The sequence below is a fragment of the Gammaproteobacteria bacterium genome (assembly GCA_009845905.1).
Taxonomy (GTDB): Bacteria; Pseudomonadota; Gammaproteobacteria; order Steroidobacterales; family Foliamicaceae; genus Foliamicus.
Genome location: VXYS01000009.1, coordinates 49,496 through 69,341 on the forward strand (window position 1 = coordinate 49,496; position 19,846 = coordinate 69,341).

The 19,846-nt window shown below is 66.8% G+C and carries 20 protein-coding genes; 8 read left to right on the forward strand and 12 right to left on the reverse strand.

Going from position 1 to position 19,846, the window contains the following annotated elements; all coding sequences use genetic code 11:
- Window positions 1–53 precede the first annotated feature (53 nt).
- A complete protein-coding gene (locus F4036_07760) occupies window positions 54–968 on the forward strand; it encodes an alpha/beta hydrolase (GenBank protein ID MYK37630.1) in 915 nt (304 codons plus the stop codon).
- Window positions 969–997: 29 nt separating this feature from the next.
- Here F4036_07760 and F4036_07765 read toward each other — a convergent pair whose 3' ends face one another.
- Genes F4036_07765 through F4036_07810 form a run of 10 tightly spaced genes read right to left on the reverse strand, consistent with a single transcriptional unit; the run spans window position 998 to window position 11,481 of the window.
- Window positions 998–2,740 carry a DUF885 domain-containing protein gene (locus F4036_07765; GenBank protein ID MYK37631.1) on the reverse strand — a complete coding sequence of 581 codons (1,743 nt, stop codon included), beginning with the start codon at window positions 2,738–2,740 and terminating at the stop codon, window positions 998–1,000.
- A gap of 54 nt (window positions 2,741–2,794) precedes the next feature.
- Entirely contained in the window at window positions 2,795–3,241 is a 447-nt protein-coding gene (locus F4036_07770) for a cytochrome c (protein MYK37632.1), read from the reverse strand.
- Window positions 3,242–3,245: 4 nt separating this feature from the next.
- Window positions 3,246–4,436: an ABC transporter permease gene (locus F4036_07775; protein ID MYK37633.1), complete on the reverse strand. Its 1,191-nt coding sequence runs from the start codon at window positions 4,434–4,436 to the stop codon at window positions 3,246–3,248.
- A gap of 4 nt (window positions 4,437–4,440) precedes the next feature.
- Window positions 4,441–5,601: an ABC transporter permease gene (locus F4036_07780; GenBank protein MYK37634.1), complete on the reverse strand. Its 1,161-nt coding sequence runs from the start codon at window positions 5,599–5,601 to the stop codon at window positions 4,441–4,443.
- The gene (locus tag F4036_07785; protein ID MYK37635.1) at window positions 5,601–6,296 is read right to left on the reverse strand and encodes an ABC transporter ATP-binding protein; all 696 of its coding nucleotides are present in this window, start codon (window positions 6,294–6,296) and stop codon (window positions 5,601–5,603) included. Before F4036_07785 ends, F4036_07780 begins: the two co-directional genes overlap by 1 nt.
- Window positions 6,297–6,324: 28 nt before the next feature.
- Window positions 6,325–7,560 (reverse strand): efflux RND transporter periplasmic adaptor subunit, encoded by a 1,236-nt coding sequence (locus tag F4036_07790; protein ID MYK37636.1) that lies wholly within the window; start codon window positions 7,558–7,560, stop codon window positions 6,325–6,327.
- Window positions 7,557–9,119 carry a hypothetical protein gene (locus F4036_07795; protein ID MYK37637.1) on the reverse strand — a complete coding sequence of 521 codons (1,563 nt, stop codon included), beginning with the start codon at window positions 9,117–9,119 and terminating at the stop codon, window positions 7,557–7,559. The genes F4036_07790 and F4036_07795 overlap by 4 nt, the downstream gene beginning before the upstream one ends.
- A gap of 4 nt (window positions 9,120–9,123) precedes the next feature.
- Window positions 9,124–10,125 (reverse strand): alpha/beta hydrolase, encoded by a 1,002-nt coding sequence (locus F4036_07800; protein MYK37638.1) that lies wholly within the window; start codon window positions 10,123–10,125, stop codon window positions 9,124–9,126.
- Window positions 10,122–10,895: an anti-sigma factor gene (locus F4036_07805; GenBank protein ID MYK37639.1), complete on the reverse strand. Its 774-nt coding sequence runs from the start codon at window positions 10,893–10,895 to the stop codon at window positions 10,122–10,124. Before F4036_07805 ends, F4036_07800 begins: the two co-directional genes overlap by 4 nt.
- Window positions 10,882–11,481, reverse strand: coding sequence for a sigma-70 family RNA polymerase sigma factor (locus F4036_07810; GenBank protein ID MYK37640.1), 600 nt, complete (start codon window positions 11,479–11,481; stop codon window positions 10,882–10,884). The genes F4036_07805 and F4036_07810 overlap by 14 nt, the downstream gene beginning before the upstream one ends.
- 116 nt (window positions 11,482–11,597) lie before the next feature.
- Between F4036_07810 and F4036_07815 the strand changes: the two genes are divergently transcribed.
- From F4036_07815 to F4036_07845, 7 genes are all read left to right on the forward strand, one after another.
- Complete coding sequence (locus F4036_07815) at window positions 11,598–13,379, forward strand: thioredoxin domain-containing protein (GenBank protein MYK37641.1); 1,782 nt, start codon at window positions 11,598–11,600, stop codon at window positions 13,377–13,379.
- A 46-nt stretch (window positions 13,380–13,425) separates the two neighbouring features.
- On the forward strand, window positions 13,426–13,920 hold the full coding sequence (locus F4036_07820) for a VOC family protein (GenBank protein ID MYK37642.1): 495 nt from the start codon (window positions 13,426–13,428) through the stop codon (window positions 13,918–13,920).
- 174 nt (window positions 13,921–14,094) lie between these two features.
- Window positions 14,095–14,886, forward strand: coding sequence for a prolipoprotein diacylglyceryl transferase (locus F4036_07825; protein ID MYK37643.1), 792 nt, complete (start codon window positions 14,095–14,097; stop codon window positions 14,884–14,886).
- Window positions 14,887–14,890: 4 nt separating this feature from the next.
- Window positions 14,891–15,685, forward strand: coding sequence for a thymidylate synthase (locus tag F4036_07830; protein ID MYK37644.1), 795 nt, complete (start codon window positions 14,891–14,893; stop codon window positions 15,683–15,685).
- A 23-nt stretch (window positions 15,686–15,708) separates the two neighbouring features.
- Window positions 15,709–16,659 carry a DUF1838 domain-containing protein gene (locus tag F4036_07835; protein MYK37645.1) on the forward strand — a complete coding sequence of 317 codons (951 nt, stop codon included), beginning with the start codon at window positions 15,709–15,711 and terminating at the stop codon, window positions 16,657–16,659.
- On the forward strand, window positions 16,656–17,027 hold the full coding sequence (gene apaG / locus F4036_07840; GenBank protein ID MYK37646.1) for a Co2+/Mg2+ efflux protein ApaG: 372 nt from the start codon (window positions 16,656–16,658) through the stop codon (window positions 17,025–17,027). The genes F4036_07835 and apaG overlap by 4 nt, the downstream gene beginning before the upstream one ends.
- Window positions 17,028–17,171: 144 nt before the next feature.
- Complete coding sequence (locus F4036_07845) at window positions 17,172–17,942, forward strand: symmetrical bis(5'-nucleosyl)-tetraphosphatase (GenBank protein ID MYK37647.1); 771 nt, start codon at window positions 17,172–17,174, stop codon at window positions 17,940–17,942.
- A gap of 130 nt (window positions 17,943–18,072) precedes the next feature.
- Here the strand turns inward: F4036_07845 and rsmA are convergent, their stop codons facing one another.
- Both rsmA and pdxA read right to left on the reverse strand, forming a co-directional pair.
- Window positions 18,073–18,843 (reverse strand): 16S rRNA (adenine(1518)-N(6)/adenine(1519)-N(6))-dimethyltransferase RsmA, encoded by a 771-nt coding sequence (rsmA, locus tag F4036_07850; protein MYK37648.1) that lies wholly within the window; start codon window positions 18,841–18,843, stop codon window positions 18,073–18,075.
- A complete protein-coding gene (pdxA, locus tag F4036_07855; GenBank protein MYK37649.1) occupies window positions 18,840–19,838 on the reverse strand; it encodes a 4-hydroxythreonine-4-phosphate dehydrogenase PdxA in 999 nt (332 codons plus the stop codon). The genes rsmA and pdxA overlap by 4 nt, the downstream gene beginning before the upstream one ends.
- Window positions 19,839–19,846: the final 8 nt, after the last annotated feature.

Below are 19,846 nucleotides of genomic sequence, written 5' to 3' on the forward strand. Positions count from 1 at the left end.
GCGCGTCGGACAGGGTGCGGGAATTTACCACAGCCCCGCCGGTTTGAGGCAATATGCGCTCTCCGGCTTCGTGCCGTGACACCGGTTCGCCTCCTGCAACGAAAAAGGGAAAGTCCATGTCAAACGCTCCACCGCTGCGCTTAAGCCGCGCTTTCGCCGACACGGCCAAGGGCCGCATTCACTACCGTTATCACTTTCCGGGTTCGGCGCAGGGCACGCTGCTGATGCTGCACGCCTCGCCCACGTCGTCGTGGAGCATGCGCACGCTGGGCGGGGCGCTGGCGAAGACCCTGAACGTGGTTTGCCCGGACACGCCGGGCAACGGCGACTCGGACGCGCTCGAGATGGAGCAACCCCGCATCGAGGATTTCGCCACGTCCATGCTGGCGCTGCTCGACACGCTGGGAATCGAAAGCGCCTCGGCCTATGGCAGCCACACCGGCGCGCACACGGCCATCGAACTGGGCATTGCCGCGCCGGAGCGGATCGGCAAGGTCATCCTGGACGGGATTGCGCTGTTCGAGGGCGAGGAGCGTCAGGACATGCTGAGCAACTACGCGCCGGAGGTGCACCCGGACCTGGAAGGCCGGCACTACCTCTGGGCGTTCCAGTTCATGCGCGACCAGAACATCTTCTTTCCCTGGTTCAAGCGCGACAAGGAGCACCTGCGCGGCACGGGCATTGTTGCGCCCGAATTGCTGCATAAGGCCACGGTGGAGGTGCTCAAGGCGCTCACGACCTACCACAAGGCCTACCGGGCGGCCTTCTCCCACCGGGTTCGCGAGCGCATGCCGCTGTTGACCTGCGAGGCGCTCGCGATCTGCGACGAGCAGGATCCGCTGCTCGAACACACTCGCGAAGCCGCGGCGCTCGCTCCCCGCGCGCGCTTCCTGGAGACGCCGGGCTACGAGGACCCGGAGTTCCTGACCCGCAAGGTCGCGGCCATCCACGAATTCGTGACCAGTTGAGGAGGGCGGGACGCCCTCCCACCCAGGAATCAGAGGAGGGGGCCGGGGTCGTCGGGGCCCATCATCGCTTCGCGCAGCGCCGGCAGCGGCGCGTTGCCGAGCGAAAGCAGTTGCTCGTGGAAATCCTTCCAGGCCGTGCGCCCGCCCCGATCCGCGGTCCAGTCCTCGCGCATCTTCACGATGATCAGCTTGCCCAGCGTGTAGACGAAGTAATCGGGATCGTAGGTGCCCCTCAGCGCCTGCTGCTGCGCATTGCCCGGATCCAGGTAGGCCAGTTCCGCGAACATCCGTTGCGAGGTCTCGACATCCATGCCTTCCACGTGCAGGCCGATGGATGACAGGAAACGCACGTCGCGCATCAGCGCATCGAGGATCTGACCGACCCTGAGCAGCGGCTTTCCTTCGCCCAGTCCCGCTTCCTGCATCAGCTCCTCGGTGTAGTGGGCCCATCCCTCGCTGAGCATGGCGTTCCAGATGATCTTGCCCATCCGGTTGCCGGAGCGCTTGATGTAGAGCGAATGCAGGAAATGCCCGGGCCAGACTTCATGCACCGAGGTGTTGAGCAGGTCGGCTTCACCGGGCACGTACTGCCGCTGCACTTCGGGCGGCCACTCCGGGTCCGGGCCGGCGATGTAGTAGATGGCCGGCAGGCCCTCCTCGAAGGCGCCGGGAATTTCGATGTAGGCGGAATTGGTGCGCCGGTAGGCGGGCGCCTCCGCCACGAAGGCGGTCTCGTCGCTGGGAATGCCGACGATGTCCGCATGGAGCAGGAAATCCCTCAGTTCCGGCAACTGTTCGTTGGCGCGCGCCACGGCGCCCTGTGCGGGCTTGTCGTCGCGCACCATGGCGGCGCATTCGGCGATTGTGATTTCCGGATCGACCTGCTTGCAGGCCGTCCGCAAGAGTTCCAGGTTGCGCGCCAGGTCGGCCTGCGCCACGCCCTTCAGCGTCTTCCAGTCCAGGTCGATCCGGTAACGGCGCCAAAGCAGCTCCCGGTAGCGTTCCTCGCCGAGGGCGAAGTCGCCGCTTGCGTCCTCGAGGCGCAGCTCCAGCCAGGTCTCGACTTCACGCAGGGCCTGCACGGCGGGCGCCAGCGCTTCGGCAAACGCGGCCTGCAGATCCTCGTCCGCGACATCGGCGAACAGGCCGGGAACGTCGTCCTCGAAATGCGACGCCAGCCCGCCGAAGTTGACCAGTGCGGTGCGAACGAACGGCCGCGCAAAAGGCGGCTCAAGCGTACCGCGCATCTGCTCCAGATAAGCCGGGACCTTCTGCAGGTGGGCGGTCAACGCCGCCAGCCGCTCGTCCCTGGAGGCGTAATCGCGCGATACGTAAACGCTGGGGCTCAGTCGCCCCGCGTACCAGGCAGGGTTGCGCCGGTGATATTCCGCCACCTCCACGCTGAACAGCATGCTCTCGATGGAGGCAAGGAGATGCCGGCGCTCAAGGTCCTGTTCCGGATCCAGGGCTTCCGCGGGAAACTCCCCCTGGGCCCTTCGGACGTACTGCCGAAGCATGTCGCCGCGCTCGCGGATCGCTTGTGCGCTCACGTCCGGAAGCTGTCCGTCGAATTCGTGCCGGCCGGCCCACACGGCGCGCGTCGGCTCGGCCGCGAACAGGTCCTCGATGAACTCCCCGGTGAATCGTCCCCACCCGGATTCGGCCATGGCCATCGGTTCCTCCTCCGGCGCCTCTCCGCCGCATCCCGAAATCGCGCCGGCCGCCGCCGCCAGGGCGGCAATCAGGCCAATGGAAGTTTCGCGCAGGTTCATTGGAAGAAGCCTGCAAATTGTATCTGGCACGCGGGCCGGCGTCGTTTCGGGCAGCTAGTCCTCTTGCTCGAACCGGAAATCGCGGTGGCAGTTCCGGCAGGCGTCGGCCAGCCGTCTCAGCGACTGCACCATGAATTCCCGGTCCCCGGATCCGGCCGCTGCAACCAGGTTGCGGCCCTCGCGTTCGGCCGCCTCGGCCCTGTTCAGGAACTGCTCGGGCCTTTGCCAGATGCCCGGCAGGGCCGACGTATCGCCTTCGTCGGACCCCGGCGGAAACAGCGAGCTGACCAGTTGCGCATTCAGCCCCAGCGAGCTGGCCTGGGTTTCGACGTGTCGTTCATCCAGCTCCAGGCCGCCGGCCAGCAGTTCCGTCAATGCCGAAAGGTGCGCCGCCATGCTCAGCATGACGTCCTTGCGATAATCGATCATGCCCTGTTCGTCCGCCGCGCCGACGGCCAGCAGAACGACGGCCCCGATGGCTGCCGCAAACCCTCGGGGCATGGCACTAGAGCTCGCGCAGGGCCGCGGTGACCTGCGCCGTCGCCGCCCGCACGGCGGGAAAGATTCCACCCACCAGGCCCACGATCAGGGCCGCGACGATTCCCCTTCCGAGGAGGTCCGGCGTCACCGCAAAATTGAACACGACCTGGCTGAAACTGGAGGCCAGGGTGGAGGCCTGAAAACCGTTCAGGGCGAACCAGGCGATCGCGCAGCCGAGCACGCCCCCAAGGAACGCCAGCACCACCGACTCCAGCAGTGTCGCCAGCGCGGTGGGAAAGGAACCGAAGCCGACCGCCCGCAGCGTGGCCAGTTCGCGCGCCCTGGCGGCAATCGACGCGTACATCGCGTTAAGCGCGGCGAAAACGGCGCCGATGCCCATGAGCACGGATATGGGCAGGCCGATATTGTTGATGAGCGAGGCCGTGTCCTCGGCCTGATCGGAGTAGAACTGCTTCTCGCTCCAGACGTCCACGCTCAGCCGTTGGTCGTCGCCCAGCGCCTCTTCCAGTTGCAGTCGGCCGTCCGCGCCGTCCACGCGGGCGCGCACAACCTGAAACCCGTTGCCTAGCTGATACGCCGACTGGAGCACGTTGACGTCGCACCAAAGCTCCGATTCGAACACCGAACCGCCGGTCTCGAACGCTCCCGTCACGAGCCATTCGGTCTTGCCGAAGCGGATGGTCTGCCCGGGTTCCAGGCCCACGAACTGGTTGCGCGCGCCACGGCCGACGACCAGTTCGAACCGCCCCGGAGTGAATTCCCGCCCCTCCGCCAGCCGATAGTCCTTGCGCAGCGAATAGCCGGTAGGCTGGATGCCGCGCAGCGCCACGTTGGCCTCGGTCCCGGACGACTTGCCCACGGCGTTGACGATCCAGAACAACTCCGCGGAAACCTCGGGCTCTCCTTCCGCGTCCCTGGCAATGCCCGGGGCGTAACGGATCACGTCCGCCTGCTCTCCTGTAAAGCGGCTGTTGAGTTCCGCTGTGGAGCCGCTGCGCAGGACCAGCGCCACGTCTTCCTGCCCGGTCCCGTCCATGGTCTTCTCGAATCCGGAGGCCATCGAAAGCACGCCGGCGAAGACGCCGGTCAGCGCGGCGATCCCGGACATGGCCACCGCGGCCGTGCCGGGCCTGCGCGGCAGGCTGCGCAGGTTAAGCGCCGCGAGGGCCGCCGTCTGCGTCAGCCAGCCGAACACAGCACTACGTGGTGCGCAACAGCGCCACGATGTCCAGCCTGAGCGCCCGGATGACCGGCGGCAGCACGGACCCCAGGCTGATCGCCAGCATCAGCGCCAGACCCAGCGTTATGGAAAAGGCGCCGATTTGCAGGCCGGCCGGGAACATGGCCCCCATGGTGCCGGCCACGAGCGTCAGGGCGCCCCATCCCAGCAGCATCGCCAGGATGCCCACGGGCAGGACCAGCAGCAGGCCCTCCAGGACCGTCAGCCGGAAGATGCTCCCGGAGGTGAAGCCCAGCGTCTTGAGCACGCCCATTTCGTGGATCCGCTCGCGCACCGACTGCGCCATCGTGTGGCCGGTCACGAGCAGGATCATGAACACGACGGCGCTCAGGATCAGGGTCACGATCAGCCCGATGTTGCCGAACTGCTGCGCGTATTCCTGGGCGAAGGCCGCCTCGGTGTTGGTCTTGGTCTCGGCCGGCGAATTCTCGAATTCGGCGTCGATCGAGGCCATCAGGTCCTCGATCGGCATCGAGCCGTCGCCCTTGGACACGTACCAGCCGATGGTGCCCTTGCCGAAGGCCCGGGCCTCGTCGAAATAGTCGTAATGGAACAGCACCACGCCCGCATTCATGCCGGCGTCGGTGTCGTCGAAAATGCCCTCGATATCGAATTCCCAGACGTCGCTGCCCGTGTTGCGCGTCCAGATGCTGGACCTGAGCGGCACCCGGTCGCCCAGCTGCCAGCCGTACTGGTTCGCCACCGGGCGTCCGACTATGGCTCCCATCCGGTTGCCCAGCCAGGCCTGCTTCTGTCCCTCGTCCAGCTTGATTTCGGGGTTGAGCGCCAGGTATTGCTCGGCCTCTACCGGATACTGGGCAAACTCGGGGTTGTCCTGATAGCGGGCCCCGAACCAGGTGCCGTGGGAGACGGCCTCGACGCCCTGAAGACGCGCGATCCGGGACTCATAGGCGATCGGCAGCATCATGATCAGCGAAACCTTGTGCGAAGTCAGCAGCCGTTCCTGGGCCGCCGGACCGACATCGGACAGGGAAAACGCGATCCGCAGGCCCTCGAGCAGGGTAAAGAGGAAGAACACCACCAGCACGGCCAGCATCGTGAAGACGGTGCGGATCGGTTTGCGCCAGAGATTGCGCCAGATCAGTGTGAAACGGTTCATCAGTGGATCTCCTCCGGCGCCGCGCCCAGTTCGCCCTTGTCGAGGTGCAGCACGCGGTGGGCGAAGGAAGCGGCGCGCGGATCGTGGGTGACCATGACGATGGTCTTCCCGTAGTCGCGGTTCAGCCGTTGCAGCAGACTCATGATTTCGTCGGCGGTCGCGCGGTCCAGGTCGCCGGTGGGCTCGTCGCACAGCAGTATGGGCGGATCGGACACGATGGCGCGCGCGATCGCCACCCGCTGCTCCTGGCCGCCCGACAACTCCCGCGGATAGTGCTTGGCCCGGTCCGCCAGGCCCACCAGTTGCAGCGCGGTGTTGACGTGCTTCTTGCGCTGCGAGGCCGAAAGGGACGTCAGCAGCAACGGCAGCCCCACGTTGCGGGCGGCGGTCAGCACCGGCAGCAGGTTATAGAACTGGAAGATGAACCCGATGTTGCTCGCCCGCCATTTCGCCAGCGCGCCCGTCGAAAGCCTGCTGATATTTTTACCGTCCACCTCGACGTCGCCTTTGGTCGGCTTGTCGAGACCGCCCAGCAGGTTCAGAAGCGTGGTCTTGCCGGACCCGGAAGGGCCCATCAGGCCCACGAAATCGCCTTCTTCGATGGCCAGCGAGATGCCTTCCAGCACGCGCACCAGCTCGCGCCCCTTGCGGTAATTCTTGCTGACCTCCGCCAGACGGATCAATTCTCGGGCCATGAATCGCGCTCTTGTATTCCCTGCGGGGTCAAGGATATTGAATTTCCGCCCCGTCGGATAGCCCCGCGGGCGGATCGAGGATGACCCTGTCGCCCGGCGACAGTCCGGAAAGAACCACCACTCTCAGGCCGTCCCGCTCGCCCGCCGCGACGCTGCGGCGCACGGCCCGTCCGTCTTCCGCCACGTACACCCAGTGATTGTCCGCCGGTCCCTGCAGGGCCGACGAGGCGATGCTCAGACGGTCCGGGCCGGCCACGGCAGCCGGCGCCGGCCGTCCCGGCTCGATGAACGAAACCTTTGCGCCCATGTCCGGAAGAATGCGCGGGTCCCGCTGGAGAATGCCCACCCGGACCCGGACCGTGGCCTTCTCGCGGTTGGCCGCCGGCACGATCGCGATCACCTCCGCCGGAATGCGCCAGGAAGGATAGGCGTCCAGTCGCGCGGTCACCGCGCCTCCGGGCTGCACCCGCTGCAGGTAAGCCTCGTTGACGTCCACCTCGATTTCCAGCGATTCCATGTCCACCAGCGTGCAGATGCCGGTGCGGGTGAATCCGCCGCCCGCGGAAACCGGGGAAACCATTTCGCCCGGCTGTGCGTTCTTGTCGATGACCACGCCGGCAAAGGGAGCGCGAATCACCGTTTCGCTGTGCGCCTGCCGCTGCACCGCCACCGCGCGCTCCGCGACGGTAACCGCAGCGTCGTTGGATTCAAGTCGGGCGCTCAGCCGGTCGCGGGCGGCCGTGGCGGCGTCCAGCTCGGCTTCGCTCGCCAGTCCCCGGTCGTGCAGTTCCGACAGCCGGGTGTAAGACAGTTCGGCTTCATGCAGCTCGGCGCGGGTCTCGCCCAGCGCGCTGCGCGCCGAAGTCAATTGCGCTTCGGCCAGGCGCAACTGCGCCAGTTCCGCCGCGTCGTCCAGCTCGGCCACCACCTGGCCCTCCTCGACGGTCATGCCTTCCTCCACGAGCACCCTGCGGATCCTTCCGGTGCGCTGGGACGAAACGGTCGCGGCGCGCCGCGCGGTCACGTAGCCGCTGGCGTCCAGAACGCTGGCCGCAGCGCCGGCCGACGACGAACGCACCGTCTCGACGCGCACTGCCGTCGCCGAGTCGGGCCAGAACCAGGCGGCCAGCAATGCAAGCGCGCCGGCCACGCAAACCGTGCCGATGGACGGCCACAGGAATCGCTTGAAGCGGCTTTCCGGGGGCTGCTCATCCCGCGGAATGCGCAGCCCCTCCAGGCTTGGGCGGTCGCCGGTTTCGCTCATTGAGCGCCGGGCTGGGCGCTGGCGGAATCGGCCTGGGAGGGAAGACGTCCCGTCTTCCCGGAGGGCGGGACGCCCTCCCCCCCGGGTGCGGGATTGCCGGGATGCTGCGACAGGATCGTATCCATGGCCTGGAAGAACGCCTCGATGACCGGTTCGCCGTAGCGGCCCACAGGCGTGCCGTTGTAGATGACCCGCGTCCCGTCCTGCACGAACTCGCGCACCAGGGGCTCGTTCCAGTCGGGATAGTCGATGGGATCGTAGCGGCTGTATTCGTCGAAACCCTCGTAATTGACCATCGCGTGCCCGAAGGCGGTGTCGGTGTTCTCGGCGAAGAACGAGACGGGCAGGTTCACGACGTAGTCGTAGCCGGCGTTGATGCCGTTCCAGTACGCCTCGTTGGTGGACAGGTAGCGGTCGTCGGGATCGTTGAGCGGATCGGCGAAATTCTCCTGGCTCACCACCACCTCGCTGCGGGAAAAGCCGTAACTCTCCAGCACTTCGCGGACGTCGTTCTCAACCGCTTCGAGATACGGCGGCCCCAGTTCCAGCCAGGCCTCGTGCGGAACATTGTCCCAGGGCATTCCATGGCTCGATATCACCACGTTTACCGAATCCGCGGGCGAAAACGTGTCCAGCCGGTCCCTCAGCATTTTGATGTAGGCGGTGCGGATCACCGGGATGTCGCCGAGTTGCGGAGTGATGATCACCTTGATGTGCTTGCCGTTGCGCTCCTCCCACTCGTGGATGTAGTGCATCGCGTGCTTGACGCTGCCGTTGAATTCCTCGTGGTGCGAATAGACCGGCCGCGGGATGGCCAGCAATACCGTGTCCACCCCGGTGTCGAGCAGGTCGTACATGGCCTTGCGCGCCATGCCGAAGTGTTCGGCGGTCACCCAGGCCCAGGGGATGTCGCCGTACTTTTCGTGCACCCGCTGCATCGCGTCCTCGGCGAGGAGGCGGCTGCCTTCCTCGTGAGGCACCCGGCCGTCCATGAAACCCTTGCCTGGCGCGTAGTAGAACACCCGGCACTTGGTGATCAGTCGGGCCGCCGAGGTGGACATGCCGGCCTTGCGGTCGGGAAGCAGGAAGAACCCCTGGGACATGTAGGTGGCGGTCGAGGGCGGCGACCAGACGACTTCGCCGGTCAGGTACTTGTCCGCGTAGGGCACGCCGTCGAAGTCCGTATCGCGCCCCATGTGATCGATCAGCCGGGTGGGCGTGAATTCCTCGAACTCGTAGTAGCGCTCGGCGTCCATGAGCACCACGCCCCGGTCGGCGCCGGCGATGTTGCGGATCGGCCAGGGAATGTACTGCAGGCTCTTTTTCGATAGCACGTAGTAGTCCTCGAAACGCAGTTCCTCCGGCTGGATGAGGTGCGAGATGAAGATTCCCACGCGGCCCTCGGGCACGGTGTCCTGGGCCTTGTAGTACTCGAAATAGTTCGGCTCCACCAGTTGCGGCGGAGTGCGGTTCATGTACTGAAACACGCCGAAGCCGGCCACCGCGAGCGTAAAGACCGCGATCACGGCCACGACCAGCACCTTAAGCAGCATCTTCATCTTTTCAACTCTCCCGCTGTTCGCGAAGTGAATCGGCGCCTCGGGCGAACGGCACGCGGTCCAGCCAGTCGCGCGCGTCAACGGCGGTTTCGCGCGGCGCTTCCTGTATCGCCATGTGCCCCACGCCGGGATAAATGATAGTCTCAACCGTAGGCGCGCTCGTCAGCAGCCGGGCCAGTTCGGCGGCCAGTTCCACGTGCACCTGCGGATTGTCCTCGCCCCACTGGATCAGGACGGGCGCCGACACCTGCCCGATCAGTTCCTCGATATTGCCCGAAATGTACTGACGCAGACGTGCCAGTTGCGCCGGGCGCTGTCCTTCCAGCCGCCACAGGTCATGCCAGCGGTCGACGAGTTCGGGCGAGACCCGTTGCGGATCGCTGAAGCCGCCCTTCAGCATGAATTCCGGCAGCGCGCGGGGCGTGATCCAGCGAACCAGGGCCGTCACCGGCGACATGCGCGGCGGCGCCTCCCGGCCTCGAACGCCGGGCTCCAGCGAACCGGGCGAAATCAGGCCCAGGCCGGCCACCTTGTTAGGATTTCGGACCGTGTAGTGAATGGCGACGGTGCCGCCCAGCGACGTCCCGACGATCGCGCAGCGCTCCACGCCCAGGCGATCGAGCAGCCGCTCCATCAGGTCCACCGTGCGAGGCAGGCTGTAATCGCCCGTCGCGTCGGCGCCGGACAGGCCGTGACTGGTCATGTCGAAGCGAACGACGCGATAGCGGTCCTTGAACGCGTCCACCCAGGGGTCCCAGCCGATCAGGCTGGCGAAGTTGGCGTGGATCAGCACCACCGCCGGGCCCTGGCCCTCGTCGCGGTAGTGGATGCGGGCCCCGTCGATCTCCGCGAATTGCGACGACGGCGTGCCGTAGCGGGCTTCGAGCGTCTCGGCCGGGATGTCCCGCCAGATCCAGGCGGCAACGCCGAACCCGATCAGCGCAAGAGCGATCAGCCCGCCGGCGGTCCAGGCGAGCGCCAGAAAAATACCGCGCAGAATCCTCAAAGGGGTTGTCCCGGGCGCGGACCTTCGGCGGCCACCAGCAACAGCGGCCCTTCGGACACCACCACGCCGCCGCGCTGTTCCAGCGTCACGGCGAAGGCCACCGGCTCAACCACGTTCAGCTTTGCGTCCACGGGGACAACGATATCGCCATCGGCGGAAGCGTCAAATACGCCGCCGTCCACCGGATGCGCATAGCGGTCCGGGACCACGATCCACAACTGGTAATGCTGCGATTCGGGATCGTTCGGCGGCAGCCCGGCGAATCGCATCTCGCCGGCCTGCAGCGTATCGCTCCATACGATTTCTCCACGCACCTCCTCGTAACCGCTGGTGTCCGAGCGCCATGGCAGCCTGACGACGTCCGGGGCCGACTGCACCGAAACGCTGTCCGGGACGGTTGGCTGGCGCGGCAGCAGCACGGTGCTGACGATCCAGACGATCACCATGGCCGTGGCCGCGCTCCATCCCCAGCGGGCCGGCCAGTTGGCCCGGGTTGCGCGCGGTGGGTTGTCCACCGCGCGGGCGCGGGCCATGCCCAGCAGGCGTTCGCGCAAATCCCCGGGCATCGGCCGCCACGCCTCGCGGTCCTGCGCCAGGAACGCGGCCTGCCCCAGGGCCGCGGCCTCGTGCATGGCGTCGCGTTCGCGCATACGGTCGGCGGCCGGCATGTCGGCCAGCAATTGCCGCAACTCGCCGAACTCCGCGTCGTCGAGCCGCTCCCCGGCGGCCTCGGCCGCGAGCAATTCGCGGATTCTGTCAGCCGGCGTCATTTTCGGCCTCCCCGCGCTGCACCTTGAGCGCCGCCCGCAGCCGGATAAGGCTGCGGCGGATACGCGTCTTGACGGTTCCCAAGGGCATATTCAGGCGCTTCGCGATCTCGCTATGTGAATATCCTTCGTAAAGGGACAGCGAAAGGATTTCCCTTTCGTTCCCGGACAGCTCGCGCAGCAGCGGTTCGACCCGCATCATTTCGAGCTGTGCGTCGAGCCGGGCCTGGTCGCTGCTGTTCTGATCCACCTCGTCGCCCACCAGCGGCACGCCGCCGGAAAAACGGGCCTCGTGCCGGACCTGGTCCACGATCCGCCGGCGCGCGACCGTGAGCACGAAGGTCAGTTCGCTGCCGCGATCGGGGCGGAACCGCCCGGCGCTGGACCAGAGCGAAAGGAAGGCTTCCTGCACCGACTCCTGGGCGATCGGGGAAGCGCCGAAATAGCGCCGCGCCAGCGACCACACCAGGTCGCCGTACTGGTCGACGAGTTCGGTCATGGCGAGCGGGTCGCCGTCGGCAATCCGCTCGAGTATTGCGGGGCCGGACGCAGGCGAAGCGCCGGCCGTTGCCGCCTTGCCTCTGTTCACGCGATCATCCAAGCAGCCGTTCGGACCCGAGAAAGCCCGGATTGTATTCGCACACCAGGGAAATACCGCGCCGCTGGCATAGACTGAGGCGAGCGCAGCCTTGAGGGCGGGAAAGCATGAATCGACTGAGGGAGGCAAGCAGTCCGTACCTGCTGCAGCACGCGGACAATCCGGTGCACTGGCACCCCTGGGACGAAGAGGCCCTGCGCGCCGCACGCGAATCCGGGCGTCCGATCCTGCTTTCGGTGGGCTATTCGGCCTGCCACTGGTGCCACGTCATGGCCCACGAGTCGTTCGAGGACGACGCCACCGCCGAAGTCATGAACGAGCTGTTCGTGAACGTGAAAGTGGACCGCGAGGAGCGCCCGGACCTGGACAAGGTCTATCAGACCAGCCACCAGTTGCTGACGCGCCGGGCCGGCGGCTGGCCGCTGACCGTGTTCCTGACCCACGACGAGCTGCTTCCGTTCTTCGCCGGAACGTATTTCCCCAAGGCGCCGCGTTTCGGCATGCCGGCCTTCACGGAACTGCTGAGGAACGTGGCCGCCTATTACGCCGGCCGGCGCGAGGAGGCGCGCGGCAACGGCAAGGCGGTCCGGGAAATGCTGGCCCGCATTGCGGCGCCCGGCGCGTCCTTCGCCGGCGAGCTCGACGAGCAGCCGCTGACCGGCGCCATGGAGCAGATGCGCGCGGCTTTCGATCACGTCCACGGCGGCACCCAGGGCGCGCCGAAGTTTCCGCGGCCGGCGGACATGGAACTGCTGATCCGGCGCGCCTCGCAGCCGGGCGGCGAGCCGGCCCGCGAAATGCTCGAGACCACGCTCGACGCGATGGCGGCGGGCGGACTCAACGACCACCTGCGAGGCGGGTTCTTCCGCTACTCGGTGGACGCGCGCTGGGAGATCCCGCATTTCGAGAAGATGCTCTACGACAACGCGGCGCTGTTGTCGGCCTACTCCCTGGCGTATCAATTCACCGGCAAGCAACGCTACGCGGAGGTCGCCGACGCCACGGCCGGTTGGCTGCTGAGCGACATGCGTCACGAGGGAGGGGCGTTCTTCGCCGCACTGGACGCCGATTCCGAAGGCGAGGAAGGCCTCTATTACCTGTGGACGCCCGAACAGGTGAGGGAACTGCTGCCGGAAGACGAATACGACGGCTTTGCGGCCCGCTACGGACTGAACCGGCGGCCCAACTTCGAGGAAAGCGCCTGGCACCTCGTGGAGCGGCCCGCGCCGGACGTCGCCGAAGCGGACTTTTCCGCGGCGCGGCAACGCCTGCTGGAGGCGCGCGCAAAGCGCGAGCGCCCGATGCGCGACGAGAAGCTGTTGACCGCCTGGAACGCGATGGCCGTGCGCGGGCTGGCGATCGCAGGCCGTTGCCTCGAACGCCCGGACCTGACCGCGGCGGCGGAGCAGGCGGCCGACTTCATCATCGCCGAAATGATGCGCGACGGCCGGCTGCTCGCCTGCTGGACCGACGGGCGCGCCGGCGGAGAGGGTTTTCTGGACGACTACGCGTTCTTCATCGACGCCTTGCTGGAGCTGGGCGGCGAACGGCAGGCCACGGCCGAGGCGCTGGCGCAGACGATGCTGGACAGTTTCGAGGATGCGGACAACGGCGGATTCTATTTCACCTCGGCCCGGCACGAGCGGCTGATCCACCGGCCGCGATCGCTGTCCGATGACGCCCTTCCGTCCGGTGCGGCGGTCGCGGCGCGGGCGCTGCTCAGGATTTCGCAGATCACGCCCGGCATGCGCCATGCGGCGGCCGCCGAGCGCACGCTGCGGACGGCCTGGGAGCACATGGGCCAGCATCCGCTGTCGCACACCGCGCTGTGCCTGGCGCTGGACGAGTGGCTTCGCCCCAACGCCTGCCGCCTGGACGGAACCTGCTGACGCCGACGTGGTATAAACGCGCACTTCAACCGAGGGAGTCAAACGAATGAATTCAGCACCCCGCATCCGGAACATCGTCAAGCGCACCACGCTGATCGTCCGGGACATGGAAAAGAGCCGCCGCTGGTACGAATACGTGCTGGGCATGCAAACCTGGATCGACATGCCCTACACGCTTTCGGGCAAGGGCATAGCCGCGGGCAAGAAGGGCGATGTCACCCACCTGGTCATCATGCAGTGCGAAGACCCCAGGATCGGAATGATCGGCCTGCTGCAATGGGTGGACCCGCCGCTGCCGGCGCCGGAGATTCCGACTTCCGTGGGCTACGGGACGCCGGTGTTCGTGGTCGATACGGAAGACGCGGCGGAGGTTGCGCGCCGGGCCGGCGAGCTGGGCACGCGGGTGCATACGCCGGAGAGGACCTTCAAGGTCACGGGGTCGAAGGGCGAGACGCGCCATCTGCTGGGGTGTGCGATCTTTGATCCGGACGGTTATTTTTACGAGTGCAACCAGGTGCTGCGCATCGACGATCCTGAGTAGCGCTGTTCCCTCGCCTTTTCCCTGCCCCCTGCTTTTCGGGAGGCGCCATCCATGGCTCGGTTCCGCCATCCTGGCTCCAACGCTCCCCAAAAGCAGGGGGCAGGGAAAAGGCTTCCCGTGTCGAGCGGCAATGGGCGGTAAAGGCTTGATTCGGGCTGCTAGACTTCGGGCGAGATGATCGAATATCCGCAGTTCGATCCTGTTGCGTTGCGCATCGGCTCGCTGGCGATACGGTGGTACGGGCTGATGTACCTGTTCGGCTTCGTCGCCGCCTGGTGGCTCGCGCACCGGCAGGCCCGCCGGCCAGGCAGCACGTTCACGCCGATCATGGTGCAGGACCTGATCTTCTACTCCTGCCTGGGCGTGATCGCGGGCGGGCGCCTGGGCTACCTCCTCTTTTACGGCTGGCAGCAGATACTCGACGATCCGCTCTATATCGTGCGGATCTGGGAAGGCGGCATGTCGTTTCACGGCGGGCTGCTGGGCGTGTGCGCCGCCGTTCTCCTGTTCGCCCGCAAGCACTCCAGGACGTTCGTCGAAACCGCGGATTTCGTCGTTCCACTGGTGCCGATCGGCCTGGGCGCCGGGCGTATCGGCAACTTCATCAACGGCGAACTCTGGGGCAAGCCCAGCGACGCGCCGTGGGCGTTCATCGTGGACGGCGTCGGCCGGCATCCAACGCAGTTGTACGAGGCTTTTCTCGAGGGACTGGTGCTGTTTGTCGTGCTCTGGTGGTATACGGCGCGGCCCTTGCCGTCCGGCGCGCGGCGCGGCCTGGGACGAGCAACCGGACTGTTCCTGGCCGGCTACGGGATTTTCCGGCTCCTGGTGGAGTTCCTGCGCGTGCCGGACGCGCACCTCGGTTACCTCGCTTCCAACTGGCTGACCATGGGGCAGCTTTTGAGCCTGCCGATGATCGGCTTCGGCCTGTGGCTGCTCGCCCGGCGCGCGCCGCAGCCGGTATAGGCACATGCGGCAATACCTCAGTCTTCTCGAGGAGGTACTGGAAACCGGAACCGAGCGCCGCGACCGCACCGGCACGGGCACCCGGGCGCTGTTCGGGCGGCAGCTCCGCTTCGACCTGGCCGACGGCTTTCCGATGCTCACCACCAAGAGGCTTCCGCTGCGGGTGATCGCGGTCGAACTGCTGTGGTTCCTGCGCGGCGGCACCAACGTGCGCTGGCTGCAGGAGCGCGGCGTGAAGATCTGGAACGAGTGGGCCGACGAGGACGGCAACCTGGGGCCGGTTTACGGGGCGCAATGGCGGCGCTGGCCGGACGGCAACGGCGGCGCGATCGACCAGGTGGACCAGGCCCTGGAAATGATCCGAAACGACCCGCACTCGCGAAGAATCATCATCAACGCCTGGAACGTAGCCGAGATTCCGCGAATGAAACTCCCGCCCTGCCACATGATGCTGCAGCTGCACGTGAGCCGCGGCAGGCTGTCGGCCCAGCTCTACCAGCGCAGCGCCGACCTGTTCCTGGGCGTTCCCTTCAATATCGCATCGTATGCGCTGCTGCTTTCCATGCTGGCCGAACAGACGGCGCTCGAACCCGGAGATTTCGTCTGGACCGGCGGCGACTGCCACCTCTACAGCAACCACTGCGAACAGGCCCGCGAGCAGCTTTCCCGCGAGCCGCGCCCCCTTCCCCAACTCAGGATCACGGCGGGACGAGAATCCATCGACGACTACGTGGAAACCGACTTCGAGCTGATCGGCTACGATCCGCACCCCCATATTCCGGCGCCTATTTCGGTGTAAGGCGCATCAGAAAGGAGAACAAGATGAGCAACAAGCCAGACCCCGTGAACCAATCCGGCCTCGACAGGCGCACGGTCCTGAAGGGCCTGGGAGCGGGCGCGCTGGGCGCGTCGGCGCTGTCCGGATGCGCGGCCGAACAAGGCGTTCCGCGCGAACCGCTGGACCTCAACGACCCCGTTGCGCGCTTTCGCGCGCGGGTCAAGGTGTTCGGGTCACTGGCCGAGGAAACGGTGCACCGCGTCTCGCGCGGTCACGTCTGGGGCTATGTCCACGAGGGCAACCTCGAGCCGCTGTTCAGCATGATCAATTACAACGTGACCCGCTGGCGGCAGGCGGAAGAGCACAGGTTCGTGGCCACGATGAACGAAACGGCGCTCTTTACCCGGTTCGACACCGACGAGGTGATTGACGAGTGGTACAACATGTACACCGGGGAAACGGTCGAAGTCCAGCACTACTTCACCGGGCCGATCACCGTCGAGAACACGCTGGAAGGAACGATTACCGACGAGACCGCAACGATGAAGCCGAAGAACATGGAATGGTGGACGGTGGGCGGCAGGCTGTTCATTCCGATTCGCTCGCAATTCCGGTTTCCCAACCCGCTGCGCCCGGAAGTCTGGCCCAAGGCCTCCGTGGGGCCCATCTTTCACTGGGACTCGTTCATGTTCCTGATGGCGGAACTCGCCGACGTCGAGAACCCGGAACTGTCCAGGGCGCCGGCGATCAGCCACTACCAGGAAACCCTGAACTGGAACCACTGGATGCTGATGGGCCAGCGGCCCGGGCGCCAGCTCTCCCGAGGCTACGGCTGCAAACTGGACAGTCTTGACGAGATGCCCGCCAACCTGCGCGGCACCCTGGAGGAGCACGCGCCGGAAATGTTCGACCTCGAGAACTGGACCGAAGTCAGGGACGACATGGTGGAGTTCATGAAGAACCGAACGCCCGCGGCGGTCGAGCCGGAAGAATGATCTCGGGCGAGGACATTCACGTCGAGGTTGAGCCGGCCTACCTGGGGCAGGATGCGCAGGGCGACCGCTACGTGTTCAGCTACACGATCACGATCTCGAACCGCGGCGGGGAAGCCGCCCGGCTGCTGACGCGGCACTGGATCATCACCGACGGCAACGGGCACGTGGAGGAGGTGTTCGGGGACGGCGTGGTGGGCGAGCAGCCCCGGCTGCTCCCGGGCGAGAGCCACCGCTACACCAGCGGCGCGATCATCGATACGCCGTTCGGGACGATGCAGGGCAGCTACGGCATGGTCACCGACGGCGGCGAGGACTTCAAGGCGCCCATCCCCATCTTCCGCCTTCAGACCCCCGGCGTCCTGCACTGAGTGGTTGCCCGCCTGTCCCTGCACCGCCCCTTCCGGGAGACGCATGAATCCATCCATGGAGCTTGGTTCCGGCATCCCTGCCTCCAACACTCCCGAAAGGGGCGGTGCAGGGACAGGCGGCGTATTGCTTTCAGGGTGGACTAAGTGGCGGTATGGGCGGTTGGGGATGTGCAGGGGTGTCTCGGGCCCCTGAATGCGCTGCTGGACCGGATCGGGTTCGAGCCGGGGCGCGACCGGCTCTGGTTCTGCGGAGACCTGGTCAACCGCGGGCCGGACTCGGCGGGCGTGCTGACGCGGGTTCGCGAACTGGAGGACTCGGCCATCGTCGTGCTCGGCAACCACGACCTGCACTGGCTGGCGCAACAGGCCCACGAAAAGGACCCCGAAGTGCGCGCACATGCCGATTGGCTGCGCCGGCGCCCGCTGGCGCATTTCGACCGGGACCTGAACTGCCTGCTGGTGCATGCCGGGGTCCTTCCCGGCTGGGACCTGGAGCAGGCGCTGGCGCGGGCCGCGGAGGTGGAGAGCGTTCTGCGGGACGCGCACTATCGGGACTTCCTGGCCGAGATGTACGGAAACGTGCCCAATAGCTGGCAGGACGGGCTTTCGGGAACCCGGCGCCTGCGGATGATCGTCAACGCCTTCACACGGATGCGAATGGTGGATGCGCGGGGCCGGCTGGATTTTTCCTACAAGGGGCCGCCCGGCGGGCAGCCGCCCTATCTCGCTCCCTGGTTCACGCATGCGGGCAGACTGCCGTCCGGGTGCCGGGTCGTGTTCGGGCACTGGTCGGCGCTGGGATGCTTCGTTACCGATCGCCATATCGCGCTGGATTCGGGCTGCGTCTGGGGCGGATCGCTGGCCGCGGTCCGGCTGGACGGCCCACCCCGATGCGTCAGCGTGCCCTGCGGCTGACGCTTCGATCTCGCCCGTTTTGTGCCCCCTTCCTCCGGGGGACGCATGAACCCATCCATGGGGCTCGGCGGCGGCTCCTGCCGCCGACGCCCCCGGAGGAAGGGGGCACAAAACGGGCTTACGTCGCCGATCAGGGAAGGTGTTCCGAGAGGTGGAGGTAGGACTGGACGTCGATTTGCTCGGGGCGCAGGGTGGGGTCGATGCCGGCCGCGGCGATCTGCTCTTTGTTCGCGAGGCCGCGCAGGGCGTTGGCGACGGTTTTGCGGCGCTGCGAGAAGGCCTGGCGCACGACGCGATCGAAGGTGTCGGGGCGGTGGATGCGGTAGCGTGAATCGGGCGTCAGCCTGACCACCATCGAATGCACCTTCGGAGGGGGCTCGAACGCGCCCGGCGCAACGGAAAAGCACGGCTCGGCGCGGCAGCGGGCCGCCGCCGTGACCGACAGGCGGCCGTAGCGGCGGCTGCCCGGAGACGCACACAGCCGCTCGGCCACCTCGCGCTGCAGCATGACGGTCATGTCGCGGAACCCGGCCGCGCTCTCAAGCAGGCGGAACAGCAGGGGCGTGCTCAGGTAATAGGGCAGATTGCCTATCAGGCGCAGGCGCGCATCGGGAACCCCGATGCCCTCAAGCGCCGCGTAATCGAACTCGAGCGCGTCCGCCAGGTGCACGTTCAGCGGCTCGTGGGGAAAACGCTCGCGCAGCCCCTGCGCCAGCGCCGAATCGATCTCGACCGCGTGTACGATCGCCCCCTTCGAGAGCAGGGGACCGGTCAGCGCGCCGCGCCCCGGACCGATCTCCACGAAGTGTTCGCCGGCCCCGGGCGCCGCCGTCGAGATGATCTGCTGAATGACCGAGGCGTCGGTAAGGAAGTGCTGCCCCAGCCGGGGACGTTTCTTCATTTTTGCGGAAGACCCGACCTGCGCCGCACCATGCGCGCCGCCGCCTCCACGGCCTGGACCAGGCTGCCTTCGTCGGCCTTCCCGGTGCCGGCGAGATCGAACGCCGTGCCATGGTCCACGGACGTGCGCACGAACGGCAGTCCCAGCGTCACGTTCACCGTCGCGCCGAAGCCGGCGTGCTTGACCACCGGCAAGCCCTGATCGTGATACATCGCCAGCACAGCGTCCTGTCCGGCGAGATTGCCCCGCGTGAAGGCCGTGTCGGCCGGCCAGGGACCGGTCACGCCGGGATCGCCGAATTCCGCGATCGCCCGCGCCACGACATCGCGGTCCTCGGCGCCTAGTTCGCCACCCTCCCCGGCATGCGGATTGAGACCGAGAACCGCCACCCGCGGTTTCTCTATTCCGAAATCGCGCTTCAGTCCCTGCACCAGCACTTCGAGGACGGCCGCCAGACGCTCGCGGGTGACGGCCCCGGGCACCGCGCTCAACGGAATATGGGTCGTGGCCAGGGCCACCCTCAGCGGCGTGCGACCGGACCCCGTCTCGCCCGCCAGCAGCATGACCGGCATGGGCGCGCCGCTGAGCCGCGCCAGGTATTCCGTATGTCCCATGAAATCGAGTCCGGCCTTGCGCATCAGCGCCTTGTTGACCGGTCCGGTCACCAGCGCATCGAACTCGCCGCTCAGGCACCCCTTCGCTCCCCGCTCCAGGGCCGCCAGCACCGCGGGCGCGTTGCGGGCATCCGCCCGGCCCGCCCGGCATGGATGAGCGAACGGCATGTGCGCGACGCTCAGGCCGCGCGCCCGGTCGCCGGGGTCGTACGAACCCGCCGGGAAGTCGCGGTCCAGCATTTCCGCGCGTTCGCGCAGCACCCGCGGGTCGGCGAGCAGCACGGTATTGAACCGGCTCAGTTCACGGGCCGCCTTGATTACGATGTCCGGCCCGATTCCGGCCGGTTCGCCCACGCTGACCGCCAGTTTAGGGCAGCGCATTGTGTTTG

Excerpts from the sequence above, each read along its gene's own strand:
- F4036_07760 (MYK37630.1), top strand. The coding sequence starts at position 54 with ATGCGCTCTCCGGCTTCGTGCCGTGACACCGGTTCGCCTCCTGCAACG.
- F4036_07765 (MYK37631.1), bottom strand. The coding sequence starts at position 2,740 with ATGAACCTGCGCGAAACTTCCATTGGCCTGATTGCCGCCCTGGCGGCG.
- F4036_07770 (MYK37632.1), bottom strand. The coding sequence starts at position 3,241 with ATGCCCCGAGGGTTTGCGGCAGCCATCGGGGCCGTCGTTCTGCTGGCC.
- F4036_07780 (MYK37634.1), bottom strand. The coding sequence starts at position 5,601 with ATGAACCGTTTCACACTGATCTGGCGCAATCTCTGGCGCAAACCGATC.
- F4036_07785 (MYK37635.1), bottom strand. The coding sequence starts at position 6,296 with ATGGCCCGAGAATTGATCCGTCTGGCGGAGGTCAGCAAGAATTACCGC.
- F4036_07790 (MYK37636.1), bottom strand. The coding sequence starts at position 7,560 with ATGAGCGAAACCGGCGACCGCCCAAGCCTGGAGGGGCTGCGCATTCCG.
- F4036_07795 (MYK37637.1), bottom strand. The coding sequence starts at position 9,119 with ATGAAGATGCTGCTTAAGGTGCTGGTCGTGGCCGTGATCGCGGTCTTT.
- F4036_07805 (MYK37639.1), bottom strand. The coding sequence starts at position 10,895 with ATGACGCCGGCTGACAGAATCCGCGAATTGCTCGCGGCCGAGGCCGCC.
- F4036_07815 (MYK37641.1), top strand. The coding sequence starts at position 11,598 with ATGAATCGACTGAGGGAGGCAAGCAGTCCGTACCTGCTGCAGCACGCG.
- F4036_07820 (MYK37642.1), top strand. The coding sequence starts at position 13,426 with ATGAATTCAGCACCCCGCATCCGGAACATCGTCAAGCGCACCACGCTG.
- F4036_07825 (MYK37643.1), top strand. The coding sequence starts at position 14,095 with ATGATCGAATATCCGCAGTTCGATCCTGTTGCGTTGCGCATCGGCTCG.
- F4036_07830 (MYK37644.1), top strand. The coding sequence starts at position 14,891 with ATGCGGCAATACCTCAGTCTTCTCGAGGAGGTACTGGAAACCGGAACC.
- F4036_07835 (MYK37645.1), top strand. The coding sequence starts at position 15,709 with ATGAGCAACAAGCCAGACCCCGTGAACCAATCCGGCCTCGACAGGCGC.
- apaG (MYK37646.1), top strand. The coding sequence starts at position 16,656 with ATGATCTCGGGCGAGGACATTCACGTCGAGGTTGAGCCGGCCTACCTG.
- rsmA (MYK37648.1), bottom strand. The coding sequence starts at position 18,843 with ATGAAGAAACGTCCCCGGCTGGGGCAGCACTTCCTTACCGACGCCTCG.
- pdxA (MYK37649.1), bottom strand. The coding sequence starts at position 19,838 with ATGCGCTGCCCTAAACTGGCGGTCAGCGTGGGCGAACCGGCCGGAATC.